Raw genomic sequence first — 15,965 nt, forward strand, 5'->3', positions numbered from 1 at the left:
GCTGCTCGTTCCGTACGGGCAGCCTTTCCTGTATTACAGAAATTCTTAGCAAAGGACAAGGTGATTTATGGATGATTTTTCCAGTTTCCAGAACAAAGTAAATATTCAATTCAAAGATGTCTCGTTACTGGAACAAGCTTTCACACATTCATCTTATGTGAATGAGCATCGGAAAACCGATCGAGAAGATAATGAGCGTCTTGAATTTTTAGGAGATGCCGTCCTCGAACTTGGTGTATCTCAATACTTATATAGGGAATTCCCGAATATGGCGGAAGGCGAACTGACAAAGTTCCGGGCTTCCATCGTATGTGAAGTTTCCTTGGTCGAATTTGCCAACGAATTGAGATTTCAAGATCTCATTTTGCTTGGTAAAGGAGAAGAGCTGACAGGAGGCCGTAACAGACCAGCATTATTAGCTGACGTCTTCGAGGCTTTCATTGGTGCTCTTTATTTGGATCAAGGTTATGATACGGTCATACAATTCTTGAAAACCTATGTATATCCGAAAGTTAAAAAAGGTGCTTTTTCTCATGCGATGGATTTTAAAAGCCAACTTCAGGAATTTATTCAAAGGGACAAAAACAGCAGAATCGAATATGAGATCGTGGAAGAAAGAGGGCCGGCGCACAGCCGTGAATTTATCGCCCATGTCCGTATTCAGGATGATATTGGTGGCATCGGTGTAGGCCGCACGAAAAAAGAGGCAGAGCAAAGAGCTGCCCAGCAAGCTTTACAAAATCACGGAGCTTTATCATGAGGAAAATAAAAAAGACCGTCCCGGGGTTTAAATACATACCCGGGTACGGTCTTTTCTTTTTTAAGCAAGGGACAAAGTTGCTTATGTGTCTCAGGTAATCAAAAAACCGACCAGTACATGCATGGTCAATAAAGCTTTAAGTAAGTCCTTTTCTGTGACAGAGTACGTCACTCCAATGGGCTCATTCAGTATGGCGAGGAGCCGCGTACGGCCTGCACTTATTGAATTCACTTACGGTAATGGCCAAGCTCCTGGACGAAAGCTTGTATTTCAGATACGCTCAGTTGCCCTTTCATTTCGATGATATCATGTAACGATTTGATTTCTTCATATTTATTCAAATCGTAATCTTCCGGGTCCATGAGAGAGCGGTTGACGACCTGCAGCTTCTCGGCCATGTCATTGATGATGATCTCTAGATTTTCTTGGTTCGCTTCTTCTAAACTCAATTTGTATCCTCCTTAAGCTGGTGTTCGGGCTAGTACATATGATAAAGGAGTTTTTCGATTTTTGAAACCCTAAAAGGAAGGAAAAGAGGTTCGAACCTTCCTACCGTAGAGCGTAAGTTTATGATAAAATATATTAGTTGAATGAAAGAAAGATTGCGAATATACAGGAGGATGATTATGTTCCTCAAACAATTAGATACTGTTGGATTTAAATCTTTTGCTGAACGGGTGACGGTTGATTTCGTTTCTGGCGTTACATCTGTAGTCGGCCCGAACGGCAGCGGAAAAAGTAATATTACGGATGCGATTCGTTGGGTGCTTGGTGAACAGTCTGCCCGTTCGTTGCGCGGTGCAAAAATGGAAGATATCATTTTTGCAGGCAGTGAGACACGAGCATCATTGAATATGGCAGAAGTAACCTTGACTTTGGACAATACCGATCAAGCCCTGCCCCTGGACTACCAGGAGGTAAGTGTGACAAGGCGTGTTTATCGATCAGGCGAAAGTGAGTTTTATATCAACAATCAAACTTGCCGATTGAAAGATATCATTGATTTATTTATGGACTCTGGACTCGGACGTGAAGCTTTTTCAATCATCAGCCAGGGGAAAGTTGAAGAAATATTAAGTTCGAAAGCTGAAGAGCGCCGTTCAATTTTCGAAGAAGCAGCCGGTGTATTGAAATATAAACAGCGTAAGAAAAAAGCGGAATATAAATTGTCAGAAACTCAGGAAAACTTGAATCGCGTTGAAGATATCATACATGAAATCGATGGTCAGTTGGAGCCATTGAAAGAGCAGGCAGCAGTTGCTAAAGATTACTTAGAGAAAAAAGACGAATTGAAAAACATTGAAATTTCATTATTGATCACTCAAATCGAACGCCTGCACGGGGATTGGCAGCACCTCCTGAAAGATTTAGACCAAGTGAAGGAAGAAGAAAGTGAATTGAAAACGAAAATCGATACAAAAGAGTCCTCTGTCGAAAAGCAACGCAGGGATATGAAAGCTCTGGATGAATCGATTGAAGATTTACAGGAAACTTTACTTGAATTGACTAGGGAACTGGAAAACCTTGAGGGGAAAAAACAGCTGATGAAAGAACGTCATAAGCATTTTGAAGAAAACAAATCAAAGTTGGAAGAGGCTTATGAAGAATTATCGGGGAAACTGGTAAGCTTGAAATCTGTCTCAGAAGAAGAATCAGCAAAGCTGCAAGAAACGAAAAAGAAAAAGCAAGCGACCAAAAATGAGTTGAATCAAACGGAGCAAGCTTTGAATAAAGATATTCACCTTATTGAAGAACAGATTGAGGATTTGAAGAGTGAATATATCGAGCTTTTGAATGAACAAGCGGCAAAGCGTAATGAAAAACAGCTGTTAGAAAAACAAGTTACGCAAATTCATTCGAAAAAAGGGGTGCAAGTCGATAAATTCAAAGACTTGAGAGAAGAAAGGCAGCAGTTAGATTCACAACTAAATGAAATTTCAGGTGAGACAGAAGAAATAACGCAAAAACGTGAGAACCTCGAAAAAGAATTGCAGGAATTGAATGAACAGATCGGGAAAAATAAACAGACTTATCAAGAATGGCAGGAGAAACTGTACAAAGGTTATCAGTATTTAGAGAAGCTTCGTTCTAAAAAAGAAATGCTGGAAGAAATGAAAGAAGATTTCTCTGGTTATTTCCAAGGTGTTCGTGAAGTTCTGAAAGCGAGACAGAAAGGGCAGTTGAACGGCATAAGAGGAGCTGTTTTAGAGCTTATTGATATTCCAGCGCATTTGATTACAGCGATTGAAACAGCGCTTGGCGCACAAGCACAGCATATTGTTGTAGAAGATGAGCGCACAGGCAGGCAAGCGATCCATTGGTTGAAGAGTAACAACAAAGGACGTGCTACCTTGCTGCCATTGACAACCATTCAGCCTCGATCCGTCTATGGGGCATCCTCCCTTGCCCAGCAAGCTGGTTTTGTAGGAGTAGCTGGAGATTTAGTCGGGTACGAGGATCAGCATTCCAAAGCTATTCAACATCTGCTCGGTCATATCGTGATAGCGGAGGACCTGGAACATGCCAACTCGCTTGCCACCTTCTTGAAGCGTAAATATCGGATTGTCACCCTTGAAGGGGATGTGGTCAACCCTGGAGGGTCGATGTCCGGGGGAGCGAAGAAACAGTCGAACCAGTCTTTATTTACAAGAGAAAAAGAACTGCAGGAGCTTGTAAGTAAAATCAGTGAGTTTGATACAAAAGCAAAAGATGTCGAGCAGAAGGTCCAGCAGCTGAAAGAGAGGCTGACCACTCAAGAGAAAGAGAGCTCTCAAATGAATGAGCGTCTTTCTCAACTGAAGAAAGCAGAATATGAAAAACAGTCCGATAAGCGCGAGCTGCAAGTGAAGTTGAACCACTTGAATGATCAATTGAAGCTGTTCGATCAAGATCAAGCTCAATATGATCAAGATCACCATCATGCTGACCAGCAAGTGAAAAATTTAGAAACCACTCTATCAAATCTTGACGCACAATTGTCAGATATCCAGAGTGAAATTGATGATTTATCGGTTACGAAAGAGCGGCAGAAAGTCGACGAAGCCAATTTGCAAAAACGTCGCCAGGAATTACAAATTCAGTTAGCTGAACAAGAATCCGCGGTTTCTAATCAACAAGAAAAGACAAACCGGTACAAGGAAGAGAAAGCGATGATTGAACAAGAACTGCGCGGGAACCGAGCCTCCTATCAGCAGCTGATGGAAGTAGTTGACTCAAACCAAACTGAAGAAGAAGTAACTGACCAAATAGAGCGAATAAAGCAAAAGAAAGAGAGCACTTCCTCGCTGATTCTGGAACGGCGTAAAACACGGGATGAGAATGGGCAGGAAATACAGGAGGCTGAGCAGTGGTTGAAAGAGCTGAAGCGCAGTCATCAAAACTATGTTCAAGATATCCAGCAGAAAGAAGTGAAAGCAAACCGTCTTGATGTGGAGCTTGAAAACATGTTGACCTATTTGCAAGAGGAATATGTCATCACTTTTGAAAAAGCAAAACGGGATTATTCTCGAGTAGAGGACGTTGAAGCGGCCTCTACAAGAGTGAAACTCATTAAAAGGTCCATTGAAGAATTAGGCACTGTCAATTTGGGCGCCATCGATGAATACGACCGGATCCTGGAAAGGTATGATTTCCTGAAAGGTCAGCAGGATGACCTTTCAGAAGCTAAACAGACGCTCCATAACGTCATCAATGAAATGGATGGTGAGATGAAGCGGAAATTCGAGGACACCTTCACAAAGATACGCGGGGAATTCGGTGAAGTTTTCCGTACTCTGTTCGGCGGCGGTCGCGCAGATTTACAATTGACGGACCCTGATGACATGTTAGAAACCGGAGTGGATATTGTGGCACAGCCTCCCGGCAAGAAATTGCAGAATTTAAGTTTGCTTTCCGGCGGAGAACGGGCATTGACTGCAATTGCACTGCTTTTCTCTATATTAAGAGTACGGCCTGTTCCATTCTGTGTCCTTGATGAGGTGGAGGCAGCGTTGGATGAAGCAAATGTCGATCGTTTTGCCAAGTTTTTGAAAGAATTCAGTGCTGACACACAATTCATTGTTATCACTCACCGTAAAGGGACGATGGAAGAATCTGATGTTCTTTATGGGGTGACAATGCAGGAGTCAGGTGTATCCAAGCTTGTTTCTGTAAGGCTTGAAGAGACACCGGAGTTATTGGAAGCGTAGAAAGGATGAGTTGATGAGTTTTTTTAAGAAATTGAAAGAGAAATTCGTGAAAGGCCCAGAAGAAGAGGAAGAGAAAAGGGACGAGAATGCGGAAGAAGAAGAAAAGGAAGTGGAAGCAGAGGCTGATGGAGACCACCCCCTTGACGGCGAAACAGAAGTCATAGATGACGGAGAGTCTGATGAAGCTGAATCAAAGGGTTCCCCGGTGGAAGAAGCACCTGCAGAGGACGAAGAAGAACAGGTACAAGTATTTGAAGAGAGCTCTAGGGTAGAGGCAACTGAAGAGGAAGAGGAAGAAGAAACGATTGCTTCAAAGTTTAAAAAGGGACTCTCCAAAACCCGCAACTCCTTTTCCAGTAAAATTAATGATCTTGTAGCAAGATATCGTACAGTAGATGAGGACTTTTTCGAAGAACTTGAGGAAGTTTTGATTTCAGCTGATGTTGGTGTAACGACGGTTATGGAAATGATTGAAGAATTAGAGATGGAAGTGAAGCGGAGAAACATCCAGGATCCTCAGAAAGTAAAAGAAGTCATCTCAGAGAAACTTGTAGAAATTTACTATGGAGATGATGATGCAGGGGATATTGAAGGCCTTGTGGAAAACCCTGATGGATTGACGATCTACTTGTTTGTCGGTGTCAACGGAGTAGGGAAAACGACGACCATCGGTAAACTGGCCCATCGTCTTAAATCAGAAGGAAAGAACGTAACATTAGCAGCAGGAGATACATTCCGTGCGGGGGCTATTGAACAGCTTGAGGAATGGGGTAAGCGTGTAGGTGTCAATGTAACGAAGCACAGCGAAGGCAGTGACCCCGCAGCTGTCATTTATGACGGTATCCAGTCTGCTAAGTCTCGTCAGGCCGATGTGCTCATCTGTGACACGGCTGGCCGCCTGCAGAACAAAGTGAATTTAATGAACGAGCTGTCTAAAGTGAAGAGAGTCATTGAAAGAGAAGCACCAGGGGCGCCCCATGAAGTTCTTCTTGTATTGGATGCAACGACTGGACAAAATGCCATGAGTCAAGCCAAAACGTTTTCTGAAGCAACAGACGTCTCCGGAATCGTTCTGTCTAAGTTGGATGGAACAGCCAAGGGTGGAATCGTATTAGCGATCCGAAATGAACTGGATATCCCGGTGAAGCTTGTAGGTCTTGGAGAGAAGGTCACTGATCTCGAGACGTTTGATGCCCACGCTTTCGTTTATGGATTGTTTGCAGATATGATTGAAGATTATGAAGACGAAGAAAAAACATCATAAGCCTTGACATTCAAGGACATGCTCCGTTAATATTTATGTGTAAAGGTATTTCACTTAACAAGGAGTGCTTCAAGCGTGCTTGAAAAAACAACACGGATTAATTATCTTTTTGATTTCTATCAATCGTTGTTGACTCCTAAACAAAGCAATTACATGGAGTTATATTATCTGGAAGATTACTCTTTAGGTGAAATATCAGAAACCTTTGATGTCTCGCGTCAAGCGGTTTATGATAATATTCGCCGAACAGAGACAATGCTTGAAGAATATGAAAAAAAGCTTCAATTATATGAAAAGTTCCAAAAGCGCCAGCAGGTGTTCAAAGAAATGGAAGCAGAAATTGAAAACACGGAACTTCCAGAGCAATTCCGCGCATGGCTAGATCAACTACTAGAATTAGAATAGGAGGGTTCCATCGATGGCATTTGAAGGTTTATCCGACCGTTTGCAGGAAACCATCAAGAAAATCAAAGGCAAAGGGAAGGTAACCGAACAAGACGTAAAAGAGATGACCCGTGAAGTACGTCTCGCCCTCCTCGAGGCCGATGTCAACTTTAAAGTCGTGAAAGATTTCGTCAAGCGTGTACGTGAACGCGCCATCGGCCAGGAGGTTATGGAGAGCCTGACCCCAGGTCAACAGGTAATCAAAGTCGTGAAAGAAGAACTGACGGAATTGATGGGTGGAGATGAAAGTAAAATTGCTGTCGCCAAACGCCCGCCGACGGTCATCATGATGGTCGGCCTCCAGGGTGCAGGTAAAACCACCACTACCGGTAAGCTTGCCAATTTATTGCGTAAGAGTTATAACCGCAAGCCGTTATTAGTGGCAGCAGATGTCTACCGTCCCGCAGCTATCCAGCAATTGGAGACGCTCGGGAAACAATTGACTATGCCTGTACACGCAGAGGGCACCGAGGCTGACCCTGTCGATATCGCAAAAAATGCAATTGACAAAGCGAAAGAAGAACACCATGACTATGTGTTGATCGATACCGCCGGCCGCCTGCATGTCGATGGAGATTTGATGGGTGAACTGCAGCAGATCAAAGAAGCTGTAAACCCTGATGAAATTTTCCTTGTCGTTGATTCGATGACAGGTCAAGATGCAGTTAATGTTGCAGAGAGCTTTGACGAACAATTGGATATCAGTGGCGTTCTTCTGACTAAATTGGATGGTGACACCCGTGGTGGTGCGGCACTTTCTATCAAAGCCGTTACTGGTAAACCGATAAAATTCGCCGGTACGGGCGAGAAGTTAGACCAGTTGGAAACATTTCACCCTGAACGGATGGCTTCAAGAATTCTCGGCATGGGAGATATGTTGACACTCATCGAGAAAGCTCAGACGCAAGTCGATGATAAGCAGGCTAAAGAGCTTGAATCGAAAATGCGAAATGCTTCATTCACGTTCGAGGATTTCCTGGAACAAATGGAACAAGTGAAGAGTATGGGGCCGCTCGATGAAATAATCAACATGATTCCTGGTGCCAGCAAGATGAAAGGATTGCAGAATGCATCGTTTGATGATAAACAAATCGTCCATGTGGAAGCAATCATCCAATCTATGACCAAAAACGAGCGCCAGGACCCATCTGTCATGAATGCAAGCCGTAAAAAACGGATAGCCAAAGGCTCCGGGACCTCAGTTTCGGAAGTGAACCGTTTATTAAAACAGTTTGAAGAAATGAAGAAAATGATGAAACAAATGAGCAATACAAAAGGGAAAAAAGGCAAAGGAATGAAATTTCCTTTCATGTAATGGAAAAACCCTTTACACACTATTGAAGTTCTGCTAGAATCTAAATCTGTGTGAAACATTAAAGAAATTTGGAGGTTGTTAAAAATGGCAGTAAAAATTCGCCTAAAACGTATGGGATCTAAACGTAACCCATTTTACCGTGTAGTAGTTGCAGATTCTCGTTCTCCTCGTGATGGACGTATCATCGAGCAAATCGGAACATATAACCCAGTCACTAACCCTGTAGAGGTTAAACTTGACGCTGACAAAGCGATCGACTGGATGTCCAACGGTGCGAAGCCGAGCGACACGGTCCGTAACCTATTCTCTAACGAAGGCATCATGAAGCAGTTCCACGAAAAGAAAAACCAAAAATAAAGTAGTGGTGATATCATGCAAGCCTTAATCGAAACGATCGTCACTCCGCTTGTCGATCATCCAGACGACATCAAAGTGGATGTGAAAGAAGAGAATCACAAAATGGTTTACCATCTTTCTGTCCACCCGGATGACGTCGGAAAAGTGATCGGGAAAAACGGGCGGATTGCGAAAGCGATTCGAACTGTCGTTTACGCGGCAGGCTCTGATTCTGATAAAAGAATCTATTTAGATATCATGTAAGAAGGGAGAGGGAGAACCTTTCCCTTTTTTACTATTTAAAAAGGACGAGAGGCGGTCGGTTGATGCAGATGATCAGAACGATCCCTGTGAAAGAAATATTGACAGCATCGAGTCGTGCCCAACTGAAAGATAAATTTGATCAGAGGACACAACAGCTTGATCGAGAGTGCAGACAACTCTCATTTGAACAAAAGAAGCTGGAACGCAAGCCCGGAATAGCTAAACAAGATGTGGAACGCCGTTTTTCAAAGGAAATCAATCGTAGAAAAGACCAACTTCGCTGGTTGGAATATCAACGCCAACAGCTGGACACCCTTCCAGATGGTAGTGAATTAGAAACAGATGAAGTTGAAGCATTGGTTACCGTAGAAGAAGGCGATCACTGGGCTGAAGTCACCCAGGAACAACAGATTCTCATTAAAGATGGAAAAGTCATAAGAGCGAGGTAATCGAATACATGGAAAAACAGATGTACAATGTAGGAAAAATCATTAATACGCATGGAATTAAAGGAGAAGTGAAAATTCATCGCATTACAGACTTCGATGAACGTTTCGCACCTGGGCAGCTTTTGTATTGGGTGAATGATCAAGATGATCCGAAGCCATTGGTCGTCCGCAGTCATCGGATGCATAAAGGTTTTGATTTGGTGAGCTTTGAAGATCATTACTCCATCAATGATGTGGAAGGCTATAAAAATGGAAGCCTAATGGTAGCAGAAGATGCACAGGATGAGCTTGAGGATCATGAATTTTACTTTCGGGAAATCATTGGATGTAAGGTTTACCTGGAATCAGGGGAAGAGCTGGGGGAAGTGAAAGAAATACTGACTCCCGGTGCGAATGATGTATGGGTTGTCGAAAGGAAACAAGATTCAGATGTCCTCATCCCTTATATTGAACCTGTTGTCAAAGAAGTAGATCCGGCTCGACAAGTCATTATCATCGATCCAATAGAGGGGCTGCTAGATTAATGCATATTGATATTTTGACGCTGTTTCCTGAAATGTTTGAGGGAGTTTTGAATCATTCCATTATGAAGCGAGCCCAGGAACAGAAGGCTTTTTCTTACCAATATGTGAATTTTCGGGATTATACGGCGAATAAGCATAACAAAGTCGATGACTATCCATATGGAGGAGGCGCAGGTCTTGTTCTATCCCCTCAACCCATTTTCGATAGCATTCATGAGGTGAAAGAAAAAGCAGCCAATCCTCCACGCGTTGTCCTCCTCTGTCCTCAAGGGGAGCCGTATACCCAACAAAAAGCGGAGGAACTCTCAAGTGAAGATCATCTTGTATTCATTTGCGGACATTACGAAGGCTATGATGAGCGTATTCGCCAGGAACTAGTTACAGATGAAATCTCAATTGGTGACTATGTCCTGACAGGAGGGGAGCTCGGGGCGATGGTCGTGATCGACTCGGTGGTCCGTTTACTTCCAGGGGTGCTGGGTAATGAACAATCTGCTCCTATGGATTCTTTTTCAAACGGCCTATTAGAGCATCCTCATTATACCAGGCCGGCAGACTTCAGAGGCAGTAAAGTACCCGATGTACTTTTATCTGGGAACCACGCCAAAATCGACGAGTGGAGACACTATCAATCACTGAAGCGTACATTTGAACGACGGCCGGATCTGTTAGTTGACAGGAAGTTGTCAGCAAAAGAAGAATCTTGGCTTGAAGAATTGAAAAATAGCTAGTATCTATTGATGTTTACCCACCAATGTGATATATTGAGATTTGTGCTTAAACGTTCGGTTTAAGTGGAAAACGATGTTCCGCTGCCTCTTAGAAGACATGAGCATTAGTTAAAAAGGAGTGAAAATCATGCAGCAATTGATTCATGACATTACAAAAGAACAGCTTCGTACAGATCATCCTAACTTCCGTCCTGGTGATACTGTCAAAGTACACGTGAAGGTTGTCGAGGGTACTCGCGAGCGTATCCAGGTCTACGAAGGTGTTGTCATTAAACGTCAAAATGGCGGAATCAGCGAAACATTTACAGTTCGTAAGATTACTTACGGCGTAGGTGTTGAGCGTACATTCCCAGTCCATTCACCACGTATCGCAAAAATTGAGCGTTCCCGTCGTGGTAAAGTACGTCAAGCTAAGCTTTACTACTTGCGTAACCTACGCGGTAAAGCAGCACGTATCAAAGAAATTATCTAATTTCAGTAAAAAGGAGCTTGCATATGCCAAGCTCCTTTTTTCTACTCAAGATGGATATATTTTTAGTTTTATGACAAGGTGCTGTGATGAATGTGCTTACGCTACATCACTCCGGTCTCCATACCTCCTGAGCTAATTGACCGAAGGTACAGAGAGAGGAAATTCCTCAGTTCTTGCTCTGGGTATGGGGTGGGCCGGATACTTGCCCTGAGACTTGTATATATAGAGGTAGCAGCAAGTTCCACGTTCCTTGAATCAGAGTGAAAAAAAGAAGCTCGGATTTTCAGATGATGGATCGTCTCGACTTTGCCGCTCGAATATTTCACATGGCTAGGAAGTGGGGATGGAATATGAAACAACAGTGGTTGGATTGGATCAAAGCCTTTGTCATTGCAGCTGTACTAGCAATAGTCGTACGTGTCTTTCTTCTCGCACCGGTGGTCGTCGAAGGGCCCTCGATGCTCACGACGCTGCACAGCGGGGATCATTTGATTGTAAGTAAGCTTAACTATTCTCTAGGGTCTCCTGAACGATTCGATGTCGTGGTATTTCATGCTACGGAACGTAAAGACTACATAAAACGGGTAATCGGCCTTCCTGGCGACCGGATCACATATGAAGATGACCAATTATTTGTCAATGGTGAAGCAATGGAAGAGCCGTTTTTGAACGAGCGTAAGAAACAAATCGCGGAGGACCAATTGTTGACAGATGACTTTAAAATCGAAGAGCTCCCAGGTGGTCATGAAGTCGTCCCGGAAGGACATCTGCTTGTCCTCGGGGATAATAGAAATAATTCAACAGACAGCCGAATGCTCGGAATGATTAGAGATGATCAAGTTGTCGGACAAGCGGTGCTATCGTATTGGCCGTTGTCCCGTATCAGCTTAGTCAATTAGGAGGAATAGCATGACCATCCAATGGTTCCCTGGTCATATGGCCAAAGCGAAAAGAGAAGTAGCGGAAAAGCTGAAGCTGGTCGATTTTGTCATCGAACTAGTAGACGCACGGGCTCCATTATCTTCTCAAAACCCTATGCTTCATGGTATTTTACAAGAAAAACCCAAAATGGTTGTTCTTATGAAAAAAGATTTAGCAGACCCTGAGATAACAGAAAAGTGGATTCAGCATTTCAAAAACAGAGGGGTCACTTCTGTAGCTATTGAAGCTAACCGAAAGCAGGATGTCCAGAAAGTCATCCAAAAAGCGAAAGATCTTGGTAAAGAAAAGTTGGATAAGCTCAGAGCTAAAGGTATAAGACCTAGAGCTTCCAGAGCAATGATAATAGGAATCCCTAATGTCGGAAAGTCCACCCTGATCAATAGGCTGGCAAACAAAAAAATGGCAACAACTGGCGATAAGCCGGGAGTTACAAAAAAACAGCAGTGGATTAAAGTGAAGAAAGAGTTTGAGCTATTAGATACCCCAGGGATTCTTTGGCCGAAATTCGAAGAAGAGGAAGTCGGCTATCGCCTTGCTTCTATTGGAACCATTAAGGATCAGATCCTGCCGAAAGAAGATGTTGCAGCATATGTATTGGATTATTTGAAAGCCTATTACCCGGCTTTTCTTGAAGAACGGTTCGGTTTCGAGGACTTCGATGATATGATGGAAGCTTTTGAGCACATTGGCAGGAAGCGCGGATGCCTGGAGAGTGGCGGTCATGTCAATTTTGAAAAGGTATCTGATATCATTTTGCAAGATTTAAGAGATGGCAAGATAGGGCTCATCAGTTTTGAGCGTCCTGAATAGATGTTACGGAAGCGCAGCGTGGTACCTACACCTTGCGCTTTTTCTATGACTTTAGCTAGACTAAAAGTATTATTTTTAATTAGTTAGCAGTTGTCTGGAACAAATGATTTCGAAATTTTAGTGTGAATAAGGGGCTTCGGGAAACGGTTCGCTTTCCGTGGGCGTGCGCTGAGCCTCCTCAGGCTACGCCTTCCGGGGTCTCATCTAACCCGCGTATACCACAGGAGTCTCACCGTTTCCCTCCGCCCTTTGTGATAGGAGTTTCTCGAAATCGCCTGAGGGAGGACCTGCCCTTTATGGAGTGGGAGAAACCATACCTGAAAGTCATAATGGTAGTATTCAAATCGCAAAAGCTCCCTGTAAACCAAAAGTAGTTTCGAGGGACTGAACTGAAATCAATAAGAGAAAAACTAGATATGAACTTAGTTAGAATGATTACATAAAGCTTAATTTCGTCCGATAAAAGAAGAAATGGAGTGTATGAATAATGGCTCGGTTAACGGTGATGCATGTGAAAGAAATGCTGAATGACCCCCTATTGACGGAGGAAGAACTCCAAGGTTTTCGAAATGATGCACGCAAAGGGGTTCAAAAGCTTATAGAACGATATGATGCTGAGAAGCGGAAAGAAGCTCAATTGCAGCAGCAGTATGAGGATATGATGGCTTTTGAATATGAACAGTACCGTAAAGGGAAAAGAGTTGTTGCAGGTATTGATGAGGCAGGGAGAGGCCCATTGGCTGGCCCGGTCGTGGCTGGGGCTGTCATTTTACCAGAAAACTATTATTTAGAAGGATTGAATGACTCTAAAAAATTGTCTTTGAGCCAGAGAGAGAATTATTTTGATCATATTAAAGCAGACGCGATTTGGAGTGTAGGCATTGTCTGCAATGAAGAGATTGATCGATTGAACATTTACCAGGCCACAAAGCTGGCTATGCAGCGGGCAGTGGATAATCTGCCGGTGCGTCCTGAGCATTTATTGATAGATGCGATGGAGATGAACCATGCTCCATGTACCCAAACAAGTCTAGTAAAGGGGGACCAGAGGAGTGTTTCGATTGCTGCAGCTAGTGTTATTGCTAAAGTGACCCGTGATCGCATGATGGCTGATCTGGATGAGCGCTATCCAATGTACCAATTTCGCTCTAATCAAGGCTATGGCACAAAAGATCACTTGAAAGCTTTGGAAATGTATGGAGCATCCCCATATCACCGGTTGAGTTTTGCACCAGTGAAGGAAGTGATATAGAGATAAAGGAGAGGGAAAACGTGAGAAATTTGTTGAGTGGGATCGGTCAAGCAATACAGGCGAAAGCTGTGCAGACAACTCCCGTACAAGGTCAAATGATGAGTGGAAAAGTAGTGGAACTCATGCCTGACAACAGGGCTATCGTCCAACTCGGAAAACAAAAAGTACATGCACAGCTGGAAACCCCTTTGACTAAGGGGAATGCTTATTTGTTTCAAGTTGAGAGGACAGACCCTCTCCTTCTATTAAAAGCGATTAAAGGTACCCCTGCCAGTTCTGGAAGAAATGATATTCAACAGCTTTTAAAACAACTGGGAGTACCGTTGACCAAGCATAATAGTCTTTTTTTAAAAGAAATTTTACAGCAAAACATTCCTTTTCAGAAAACGGAAGTCAAAAACGCTCTTGCTTTATTAGAAGGAGCGAGCGACAAACCTCTAGCTCGGCAGATTTTAGTTCAAATGTTCCAAAAACGTTTTCCTATCCGATCATCCATCTTTCAAGCCCTGACAACCAAACAGACGACAGAATTTTCCAGTGTTTTAAATCAGCTTCAAAATCAATTCAATGATGAGCAAAAAAGTGTAAGCAATGAGAAAATACGAGTGCTGCTTTCGCAAATGAAAGGGGCAGGTTCCTCATTATCTTCTGCGGATTTGGCTGTGCAGAGAATAACGACAGAGGTTTCAGCAGGAAACGACACTTCATTTCAATTATTCAAACGGGCAGGCATCGTCAAAGAAGAGATAAGCTTTACTAAATTTCAGCAGACATGGAATCAGTGGGCAGGAAGAGCAGAAGGTGTGGATGCTGTAATTCAAACTCATCCAGGCGCTAAGGGGACGTCAGCGCAAAATCCGCCTTTCCCTCAACCGCTTGAAACAATGTCGACACAATTGAAAAAGCTCTTTGACCAGCAGTTACCTGTGACTGATAAAGATTTGAAGACATTGAGTCAATGGTTACAAACAACAGAACGGATGCTCCATTACCAATCGGGTCAGTCTTCAAATCTCCGCAATCAATGGACAAGCCAATTCAATGAACTTTCCCGACGGCGTGTGTTTGAAAAGTTAACCCCTTTTTTACCCCCACAAGAAAAAGTGATATTGAATGACTTTGTAAAACAAATGGCTAATCAGGTGAGTAAAGGGCCGGAATTTTCCAGTGGACAACTGGAAAAGGTCGTACAAATGGGGCGACAGATAGAGGGAAGTCAACTGCCATCAGAACAGAGATCAGCCCTCATTGACTGGATGTCACGTTCAAGTGAATTCCTCACACTCAAAGAGAAAGACATGATGCTGCTGAAGTTGAAAACAGTGATGGATTTCAGCGGATTCAGCGATGAGCGCAGACTTTCATCTTCTTGGCAGCAAGGAACGAATCCAGCCCATGAAAGCACGCTGAAAACACTATTGCTTCAAGGGTTGAACGATGGAACAACGCCTCGTCCGGAAACAGCCAAACAAATGCTTCACTTATTGAACGGCATCCAACTGACTTCTCATGTCGACCAGCAGCACACGCTTCAAATGGCGCTTCAAATCCCAGGGGACATACTTGGTTCTCTTCATGATATCCACATGAATTTAGAGGGAAGGAATACACAAGAAGGGACCATCGATCCTGACTTTTGTCATATCATATTTTACTTGGATCTGGCTAATTTGAAAGAAACTGTCATTGACTTGAATATTATGGATCGCCGGATAGCGATCACTGTTTTTAACAATAGTCCTAAAATGGAATGGCTGGCACACCAGTATAAAGATTCGGTGAGGGAGGGTTTGAGTGATGTTGGTTATGAACTTTCTTCACTAGTCACCCGTCAAACGCATGAGAGACAAACCTCCAGTAAGACTAACAAAGACGAAGAACGGGAAGAAGGGGTGGATATTAGGGTATGAAGCATGAGAGAAAAGAAGCCATTGCTCTTAGTTATCAATCCGAACAAGAATCTGCTCCCCAAGTGACAGCTAAAGGGAAAGGTTACGTAGCTGAAAACATATTAGCAAAAGCGGAAGAAAACCAAATTCCCGTCCAAGAGGATGCAACTTTAGTAGAACTTTTATCAGAGTTGAACATCAACGAGCAAATTCCTGAAGAATTATATCATGTAGTAGCAGAGGTGTTCGCCTTCATTTATAAGGCGGACAAGGGACAAAAAAGCTGATTTTCCTTAAGAAAATCCTTTTACAGCAACATTCTTAAG

Annotated in this window: 17 protein-coding genes; 16 read left to right on the forward strand and 1 reads right to left on the reverse strand. The window is 43.2% G+C overall.

Features of this window, described 5'->3' with window-relative positions; translation table 11 throughout:
- Positions 1-67: 67 nt before the first annotated feature.
- Positions 68-760: a ribonuclease III gene (gene rnc, locus ACTWPX_RS03680; protein ID WP_128522792.1), complete on the forward strand. Its 693-nt coding sequence runs from the start codon at positions 68-70 to the stop codon at positions 758-760.
- A 227-nt stretch (positions 761-987) separates the two neighbouring features.
- Here the strand turns inward: rnc and ACTWPX_RS03685 are convergent, their stop codons facing one another.
- On the reverse strand, positions 988-1,209 hold the full coding sequence (locus ACTWPX_RS03685) for a DUF1128 domain-containing protein (RefSeq protein ID WP_128522791.1): 222 nt from the start codon (positions 1,207-1,209) through the stop codon (positions 988-990).
- Between the two features lie 177 nt (positions 1,210-1,386).
- Between ACTWPX_RS03685 and smc the strand changes: the two genes are divergently transcribed.
- The 15 genes from smc (at position 1,387) to ACTWPX_RS03760 (ending at position 15,926) form a co-directional block, all read left to right on the forward strand.
- Positions 1,387-4,947: a chromosome segregation protein SMC gene (gene smc, locus ACTWPX_RS03690; RefSeq protein ID WP_443118562.1), complete on the forward strand. Its 3,561-nt coding sequence runs from the start codon at positions 1,387-1,389 to the stop codon at positions 4,945-4,947.
- 13 nt (positions 4,948-4,960) lie between these two features.
- Positions 4,961-6,211, forward strand: coding sequence for a signal recognition particle-docking protein FtsY (gene ftsY / locus ACTWPX_RS03695; RefSeq protein WP_443118563.1), 1,251 nt, complete (start codon positions 4,961-4,963; stop codon positions 6,209-6,211).
- A 75-nt stretch (positions 6,212-6,286) separates the two neighbouring features.
- A complete protein-coding gene (locus tag ACTWPX_RS03700) occupies positions 6,287-6,616 on the forward strand; it encodes a putative DNA-binding protein (protein WP_443118564.1) in 330 nt (109 codons plus the stop codon).
- 13 nt (positions 6,617-6,629) lie between these two features.
- Positions 6,630-7,970 carry a signal recognition particle protein gene (gene ffh / locus ACTWPX_RS03705; protein WP_128522787.1) on the forward strand — a complete coding sequence of 447 codons (1,341 nt, stop codon included), beginning with the start codon at positions 6,630-6,632 and terminating at the stop codon, positions 7,968-7,970.
- Positions 7,971-8,054: 84 nt separating this feature from the next.
- The gene (gene rpsP, locus ACTWPX_RS03710) at positions 8,055-8,327 is read left to right on the forward strand and encodes a 30S ribosomal protein S16 (RefSeq protein WP_128522786.1); all 273 of its coding nucleotides are present in this window, start codon (positions 8,055-8,057) and stop codon (positions 8,325-8,327) included.
- Positions 8,328-8,342: 15 nt separating this feature from the next.
- Positions 8,343-8,570: a KH domain-containing protein gene (locus tag ACTWPX_RS03715; protein WP_128522785.1), complete on the forward strand. Its 228-nt coding sequence runs from the start codon at positions 8,343-8,345 to the stop codon at positions 8,568-8,570.
- Between the two features lie 62 nt (positions 8,571-8,632).
- On the forward strand, positions 8,633-9,019 hold the full coding sequence (locus ACTWPX_RS03720) for a YlqD family protein (protein ID WP_443118565.1): 387 nt from the start codon (positions 8,633-8,635) through the stop codon (positions 9,017-9,019).
- Between the two features lie 8 nt (positions 9,020-9,027).
- Positions 9,028-9,543, forward strand: coding sequence for a ribosome maturation factor RimM (gene rimM, locus ACTWPX_RS03725; RefSeq protein WP_128522783.1), 516 nt, complete (start codon positions 9,028-9,030; stop codon positions 9,541-9,543).
- Positions 9,543-10,274 (forward strand): tRNA (guanosine(37)-N1)-methyltransferase TrmD, encoded by a 732-nt coding sequence (gene trmD, locus ACTWPX_RS03730; RefSeq protein ID WP_443118566.1) that lies wholly within the window; start codon positions 9,543-9,545, stop codon positions 10,272-10,274. Before rimM ends, trmD begins: the two co-directional genes overlap by 1 nt.
- Positions 10,275-10,401: 127 nt before the next feature.
- A complete protein-coding gene (gene rplS / locus ACTWPX_RS03735) occupies positions 10,402-10,746 on the forward strand; it encodes a 50S ribosomal protein L19 (protein ID WP_128522781.1) in 345 nt (114 codons plus the stop codon).
- Positions 10,747-11,096: 350 nt separating this feature from the next.
- A complete protein-coding gene (gene lepB, locus ACTWPX_RS03740; RefSeq protein WP_443118567.1) occupies positions 11,097-11,645 on the forward strand; it encodes a signal peptidase I in 549 nt (182 codons plus the stop codon).
- A gap of 10 nt (positions 11,646-11,655) precedes the next feature.
- Positions 11,656-12,498: a ribosome biogenesis GTPase YlqF gene (gene ylqF, locus ACTWPX_RS03745; RefSeq protein ID WP_443118568.1), complete on the forward strand. Its 843-nt coding sequence runs from the start codon at positions 11,656-11,658 to the stop codon at positions 12,496-12,498.
- A 487-nt stretch (positions 12,499-12,985) separates the two neighbouring features.
- Complete coding sequence (locus ACTWPX_RS03750) at positions 12,986-13,750, forward strand: ribonuclease HII (RefSeq protein WP_443118569.1); 765 nt, start codon at positions 12,986-12,988, stop codon at positions 13,748-13,750.
- Between the two features lie 20 nt (positions 13,751-13,770).
- On the forward strand, positions 13,771-15,660 hold the full coding sequence (locus ACTWPX_RS03755) for a hypothetical protein (protein ID WP_443118570.1): 1,890 nt from the start codon (positions 13,771-13,773) through the stop codon (positions 15,658-15,660).
- On the forward strand, positions 15,657-15,926 hold the full coding sequence (locus ACTWPX_RS03760) for an EscU/YscU/HrcU family type III secretion system export apparatus switch protein (protein WP_281975574.1): 270 nt from the start codon (positions 15,657-15,659) through the stop codon (positions 15,924-15,926). The genes ACTWPX_RS03755 and ACTWPX_RS03760 overlap by 4 nt, the downstream gene beginning before the upstream one ends.
- Positions 15,927-15,965 lie beyond the last annotated feature (39 nt).

Origin of the sequence: Halobacillus sp. H74 (assembly GCF_052246715.1) — a bacterium.
Classification (GTDB): domain Bacteria; phylum Bacillota; class Bacilli; order Bacillales; family Halobacillaceae; genus Halobacillus; species Halobacillus litoralis_A.

Coding starts and splice junctions, on each gene's coding strand:
- smc (WP_443118562.1), top strand. CDS start 1,387: ATGTTCCTCAAACAATTAGATACTGTTGGATTTAAATCTTTTGCTGAA.
- ACTWPX_RS03760 (WP_281975574.1), top strand. CDS start 15,657: ATGAAGCATGAGAGAAAAGAAGCCATTGCTCTTAGTTATCAATCCGAA.
- ffh (WP_128522787.1), top strand. CDS start 6,630: ATGGCATTTGAAGGTTTATCCGACCGTTTGCAGGAAACCATCAAGAAA.
- trmD (WP_443118566.1), top strand. CDS start 9,543: ATGCATATTGATATTTTGACGCTGTTTCCTGAAATGTTTGAGGGAGTT.
- ftsY (WP_443118563.1), top strand. CDS start 4,961: ATGAGTTTTTTTAAGAAATTGAAAGAGAAATTCGTGAAAGGCCCAGAA.
- ACTWPX_RS03720 (WP_443118565.1), top strand. CDS start 8,633: ATGCAGATGATCAGAACGATCCCTGTGAAAGAAATATTGACAGCATCG.
- rnc (WP_128522792.1), top strand. CDS start 68: ATGGATGATTTTTCCAGTTTCCAGAACAAAGTAAATATTCAATTCAAA.
- rpsP (WP_128522786.1), top strand. CDS start 8,055: ATGGCAGTAAAAATTCGCCTAAAACGTATGGGATCTAAACGTAACCCA.
- ACTWPX_RS03715 (WP_128522785.1), top strand. CDS start 8,343: ATGCAAGCCTTAATCGAAACGATCGTCACTCCGCTTGTCGATCATCCA.
- rplS (WP_128522781.1), top strand. CDS start 10,402: ATGCAGCAATTGATTCATGACATTACAAAAGAACAGCTTCGTACAGAT.
- rimM (WP_128522783.1), top strand. CDS start 9,028: ATGGAAAAACAGATGTACAATGTAGGAAAAATCATTAATACGCATGGA.
- lepB (WP_443118567.1), top strand. CDS start 11,097: ATGAAACAACAGTGGTTGGATTGGATCAAAGCCTTTGTCATTGCAGCT.
- ylqF (WP_443118568.1), top strand. CDS start 11,656: ATGACCATCCAATGGTTCCCTGGTCATATGGCCAAAGCGAAAAGAGAA.
- ACTWPX_RS03750 (WP_443118569.1), top strand. CDS start 12,986: ATGGCTCGGTTAACGGTGATGCATGTGAAAGAAATGCTGAATGACCCC.